Origin of the sequence: Campylobacter sp. US53 (assembly GCF_004378995.1) — a bacterium.
In the GTDB taxonomy this organism is placed as follows: domain Bacteria; phylum Campylobacterota; class Campylobacteria; order Campylobacterales; family Campylobacteraceae; genus Campylobacter_D; species Campylobacter_D jejuni.
This window is the reverse complement of record NZ_RYYH01000016.1, coordinates 1-6219: the sequence shown is the minus strand read 5'-3', so window position 1 is coordinate 6219 and position 6219 is coordinate 1. Positions and strand designations below refer to the sequence as shown.

General features: G+C 41.5%; 2 tRNA genes and 3 rRNA genes. All 5 read right to left on the bottom strand.

The features are described 5' to 3' along the window. Positions 1–8 precede the first annotated feature (8 nt). A 5S ribosomal RNA gene (rrf, locus tag ELQ05_RS08065) occupies positions 9–125 on the bottom strand. A 267-nt stretch (positions 126–392) separates the two neighbouring features. Then, a 23S ribosomal RNA gene (locus ELQ05_RS08060) occupies positions 393–3448 on the bottom strand. A gap of 537 nt (positions 3449–3985) precedes the next feature. Then, positions 3986–4062 (bottom strand) — tRNA-Ile (locus ELQ05_RS08055). Between the two features lie 8 nt (positions 4063–4070). Then, positions 4071–4146: transfer RNA gene (locus ELQ05_RS08050), tRNA-Ala, on the bottom strand. Between the two features lie 102 nt (positions 4147–4248). Continuing rightward, a 16S ribosomal RNA gene (locus ELQ05_RS08045) occupies positions 4249–5761 on the bottom strand. The 16S, 23S and 5S rRNA genes sit together here with 2 tRNA genes alongside, the layout of an rRNA operon. Between the last annotated feature and the right edge of the window lie 458 nt (positions 5762–6219).

The following is a 6219-nucleotide window of genomic DNA, read 5'->3' as shown; positions in this document are numbered from 1 at the left end:
ATTTAACAAGTCCGCAATGAGCTACTTTCCCCCTGCCAGTAAGGCGTAGTATCATCACCCACGATGTGCTTAGCTTCTTGGTTCGGGATGGAGCAAGGCGTTTCCACATCTGTATAATCACGGACATTGTTATTTAAATATTCTTTGAAAGACTGAATTTAAGAATAAAGCCTAATCTTTTATTTCTTTACTTTTTTCTTTATTCTCTTTCTTCTTTTATTTTTCTTTCTTCTTTACTTATCTTTGATAAGTCTTTATATAGAATACTTAAAAAACAATGTTAAGAGCAAGTTCTAATACAAACTCTACTTGAAAGATTTCTAATAAACTCTAAATATTATCTATATTCAAAGTTTTCTTTAAAAACCTTAACAAGGAAGTGATGCTTTATTAAAGATAAGCCAAACGCTCTATTAGTACTGGTCAGCTAAAGGACTTTCATCCATTACACACCCAGCCTATCAAACTAGTAGTCTTCTAGAGAGCTTAGAGAAGATTCATCTTAGAGTTGGCTTCACGCTTAGATGCTTTCAGCGTTTATCCTTTCCAAACTTAGCTACGCTGCGATGCTCTTGGCAGAACAACAGCTACACCAGTGGTTTGTTCAACCCGGTCCTCTCGTACTAGGGTCAAATCTCTTCAATCTTCTTACGCCCACGGCAGATAGGGACCGAACTGTCTCACGACGTTCTGAACCCAGCTCGCGTACCGCTTTAAATGGCGAACAGCCATACCCTTGGGACCTGCTCCAGCCCCAGGATGCGATGAGCCGACATCGAGGTGCCAAACCTCCCCGTCGATGTGAGCTCTTGGGGGAGATCAGCCTGTTATCCCCGGGGTACCTTTTATCCTTTGAGCGATGGCCCTTCCACACAGAACCACCGGATCACTAAGACCGACTTTCGTCTCTGCTTGACTTGTATGTCTTGCAGTTAAGCTGGCTTATACCTTTATACTCTACGAACGATTTCCAACCGTTCTGAGCCAACCTTTGTAAGCCTCCGTTATTATTTGGGAGGCGACCGCCCCAGTCAAACTACCCACCAGACATTGTCCCACTTGAGGATAACTCAAGCTGGTTAGCTACCCAAATAAGAAAGAGTGGTATCTCAACAATGGCTCATATACAACTGGCGTCATATACTCAAAGCCTCCCACCTATCCTGCACATTCTTATCCAAGTAGCAGTGTCAAGCTGTAGTAAAGGTCCACGGGGTCTTTCCGTCTTGCCGCGGGTAGGAGGAATTTTCACCTCCACTACAATTTCACTGGATCCCTCTTTGAGACAGCTCCCATCTCGTTACGCCATTCATGCAGGTCGGTATTTAACCGACAAGGAATTTCGCTACCTTAGGACCGTTATAGTTACGGCCGCCGTTTACTCGGGCTTCGATCAAGAGCTTCGCTAATGCTAACCCCATCAATTAACCTTCGAGCACCGGGCAGGCGTCACACCCTATACATCCTCTTACGAGTTAGCAGAGTGCTGTGTTTTTGGTAAACAGTCGGGAGGGACTCTTTGTTGTAAGTTTCTTCGCTTTCGGAGTAAATCCTAGTACGAAGCTAACCACACCTTATACCGAAGATACGGTGCTATTTTGCAGAGTTCCTTAAAGAGAGTTCTTCCACGCGCCTTAGAATACTCATCCCACCCACCTGTGTCGGTTTACGGTACGGGCAACATTAGCTAAACTTAGAAACTTTTCTTGGCTCGACGGCATCAGGGGTTCTTCTATCCATCCGAAGACTTCAAAAAGCCTTTCAGTTCTCGGAGTATTGTTATACGGATTTGCCTGTATAACCTCCTACAACCTTAGACTAGCACTTCCATCCGCTAGCCCCCTTAGCCCTAAGCGTCCTTCCATCGCACACTAATGTTGGTATTGGAATATTAACCAATTTGCCATCGTCTACCCCTTTCGGACTCGACTTAGGACCCGACTAACCCTACGATGACGAGCATCGCGTAGGAAACCTTGGGTTTACGGCGTTAATGATTCTCACATTAATTATCGCTACTCATGCCTGCATGCTCACTTCTATTCGCTCCAGCACTCCTTACCGGTATACCTTCGACGCAAATAGAACGCTCTCCTACCACTTGCACACAACTTAAACTACTTAACTTTAGCCTAAGAATATTTTTACTGATTTTACTAAGTTTTATTTCTATCTTTACTCTATAAAAATCAGTAAAAATATAACTAAACATATAACTTAGTTTCTCATATTCTAAACTTAAATAATCTAAGTTGTGTGCAAGTCTACAGCTTCGGTACTTACTTTAGCCCCGTTATATTTTCCGCGCAAAATCACTAGACCAGTGAGCTATTACGCTTTCTTTAAAGGATGGCTGCTTCTAAGCCAACCTCCTGGTTGTTTAAGTAACTTCACATCGTTTTCCACTTAAGTAAGATTTAGGGACCTTAGCTGGTAGTCTGGGTTGTTTCCCTCTTGACGACGGATTTTATCACTCGCCGCCTGACTGCTGTGATTACATATAAGGTATTCGGAGTTTGATAGGGTTTGGTACATTGGTGTATGCCCTAGCCCATTCAGTGCTCTACCCCCTTATATTACGACACAACGCTATACCTAAATATATTTCGGAGAGAACCAGCTATCACGAAGTTTGATTGGCCTTTCACCCCTATCCACAAGTCATCCCGGGGCTTTTCAACGCCTATGGGTTCAGTCCTCCACTAGTTCTTACACTAGCTTCAACTTGCTCATGGATAGATCACTTCGTTTCGGGTCTGCAGCATCTGACTAAGCGCCCTATTCAGACTCGCTTTCGCTACGGCTTCGCGTTTGCTTAACCTTGCCAGACACCACAACTCGCAGGCTCATTATGCAAAAGGCAGTCCATCACACTGTATTGCTACATAGTGCTCTGAATGATTGTAAGCAAATGGTTTCAGGTTCTATTTCACTCTGATCACCTCAGTTCTTTTCACCTTTCCCTCACGGTACTTGTGCACTATCGATCTGGTATTAGTATTTAGGGTTGGATCGTGGTCGACCCGGATTCAGACAGGATTCCTCGTGTCCCGCCCTACTCAGGATACTGCTAGCTAAGCTTTGTTTTTCGCATACGGGACTATCACCCTCTATGGCTATACTTTCCAGAATGTTCTGCTAAACTCAGCTCTTGCACATTGCAGTCCTACAACCCCCAGTGCAAGCACTGGGTTTGCCCTCTTGCGCTTTCGCTCGCCGCTACTGACGCAATCTCTATTGATTTCTTTTCCTGAGGGTACTAAGATGTTTCAATTCCCCTCGTTCGCTCCTATATAGGTAATGTATATCTCTATACATTGGGTTGCCCCATTCGGAAATCTACGGATCAAAGCTTCTTGACAGCTCCCCGTAGCTTATCGCAGTCTAGTACGTCCTTCATCGCCTTTACCAGTCAAGGCATCCACCATTCGCTCTTAGTAGCTTACCTTTTTTTACCTTTTATTATTGATTCTAAAACGCATCACTTCCTTGTTAAAGTTTTTATGATAAGACTTCTTTATCTTAAGACGGAAAGCATTCAAACACTCAATATAAAACTAAATGATTTAGTCTCAACTAAGCTGTGAGTTTGAAACTTGTCTTTAATTTATAAATCTTAAATCTAATATTCTCTTTATTATAGAAATAAAGATAATTAAAAGATATAAGTTAAACTAAAGAAAAGATAAATAGGTTTTATCCTTTAACAAGTCCTGTAAAATTGTTTTTATTAAAACTTGCTTGTGACTCTTAACAATGATAATTAAAAAGAACATTTAGGTTTAAAACCTAAAGGAAGTATATATATTAATATAATCATTATAAATATAAATACATAATGTATATGCTATTTATATTTATTAAAGTATATTCTTTTATAGTTAAAGATAAAAAATAAATCTAAGTATAGGGTTTATATTTTATATTTAATCTACTTTATATACTTGCTTTAGATTTTAAAGCTTCTTTATTCAAATCTTTTTTATGGTGGGCCTAACAAGACTTGAACTTGTGACCTCACCCTTATCAGGGGTGCACTCTAACCAGCTGAGCTATAGGCCCTTAATAAATGGTGGAGAATAGCGGGATCGAACCGCTGACCTCCTGCGTGCAAAGCAGGCGCTCTCCCAGCTGAGCTAATTCCCCATAAACAATTAGCTTTATCATCAATCTTTGAAATCTAAACAAGAATCAATTGAGTTTATATATTGAAGTAATAGTTGTGAGACTTATTACTTTGTACTCTAGAAAGGAGGTGATCCAACCGCAGGTTCTCCTACGGTTACCTTGTTACGACTTCACCCCAGTCGCTGATTCCACTGTGGACGGTAACTAGTTTAGTATTCCGGCTTCGAGTGAAATCAACTCCCATGGTGTGACGGGCGGTGAGTACAAGACCCGGGAACGTATTCACCGTAGCATGGCTGATCTACGATTACTAGCGATTCCGGCTTCATGCTCTCGAGTTGCAGAGAACAATCCGAACTGGGACATATTTTATAGATTTGCTCCACCTCGCGGTATTGCGTCTCATTGTATATGCCATTGTAGCACGTGTGTCGCCCTGGGCATAAGGGCCATGATGACTTGACGTCGTCCACACCTTCCTCCTCCTTACGAAGGCAGTCTATTTAGAGTGCTCGGCCGAACCGTTAGCAACTAAATACGTGGGTTGCGCTCGTTGCGGGACTTAACCCAACATCTCACGACACGAGCTGACGACAGCCGTGCAGCACCTGTCTCTAAGTTCTAGCAAGCTAGCACCCTCATATCTCTATAAGGTTCTTAGGATATCAAGCCCAGGTAAGGTTCTTCGCGTATCTTCGAATTAAACCACATGCTCCACCGCTTGTGCGGGTCCCCGTCTATTCCTTTGAGTTTTAATCTTGCGACCGTACTCCCCAGGCGGTACACTTAATGCGTTAGCTGCATTACTGAGATGACTAGCATCCCAACAACTAGTGTACATCGTTTAGGGCGTGGACTACCAGGGTATCTAATCCTGTTTGCTCCCCACGCTTTCGCGCCTTAGCGTCAGTTGAGTTCCAGCAGATCGCCTTCGCAATGGGTATTCTTGGTGATATCTACGGATTTTACCCCTACACCACCAATTCCATCTGCCTCTCCCTCACTCTAGACTATCAGTTTCCCAAGCAGTTTAATGGTTAAGCCATTAGATTTCACAAGAGACTTGATAATCCGCCTACGCGCCCTTTACGCCCAGTGATTCCGAGTAACGCTTGCACCCTCCGTATTACCGCGGCTGCTGGCACGGAGTTAGCCGGTGCTTATTCCTTAGGTACCGTCAGAATTCTTCCCTAAGAAAAGGAGTTTACGCTCCGAAAAGTGTCATCCTCCACGCGGCGTTGCTGCGTCAGGGTTTCCCCCATTGCGCAATATTCCCTACTGCTGCCTCCCGTAGGAGTCTGGACCGTGTCTCAGTTCCAGTGTGACTGATCATCCTCTCAGACCAGTTAAGCGTCATAGCCTTGGTAAGCCATTACCTTACCAACTAGCTGATACTATATAGTCTCATCCTACACCGAAAAACTTTCCCTACTCAACTTGTGTTAAGTAGGAGTATAGAGTATTAGCAGTCGTTTCCAACTGTTGTCCTCTTGTGTAGGGCAGATTAACTATACCTTACTCACCCGTGCGCCACTAATCCACTTCTAGCAAGCTAGAAGCTTCATCGTTCGACTTGCATGTATTAGGCACGCCGCCAGCGTTCACTCTGAGCCAGGATCAAACTCTCCATAAAAAATTATAGATAGTTTAATCTTTTTCTTCAAAGAAAAAGTTATGAAAGATTAAAAGAAAAGTTTTTAATCTTTTTAATTATTAGATTGAATAGATTTTACATAATTGCTTATGCCTAAATCTTTATCTGGCTCAATCGATCACTTATTTAGATTTCAAAGATTGACTAATAAGATTTGAATAACAATACTAATTTAAAAGAACAAAACAAAAAATCATTTTTAAAAGAAAAGTTTTTAAATTAAAAAACAAGATTTATAAAAAAGCTTTTAGTTTATAAGATAAAAACCAAAAGAGTTAATTTATAAAATCTACTAAGCTAGTGAAACTTTATAATTTAAAAGATTTTAAGTCCTTTTTTTCAAAAAAGGAAATGAAAGTATAACCAATTAAACTTAAAAGGGGATTAAATAAAGGATTAAATAGTATAAATATTTGTGTAAGTATTTATATAAGTAT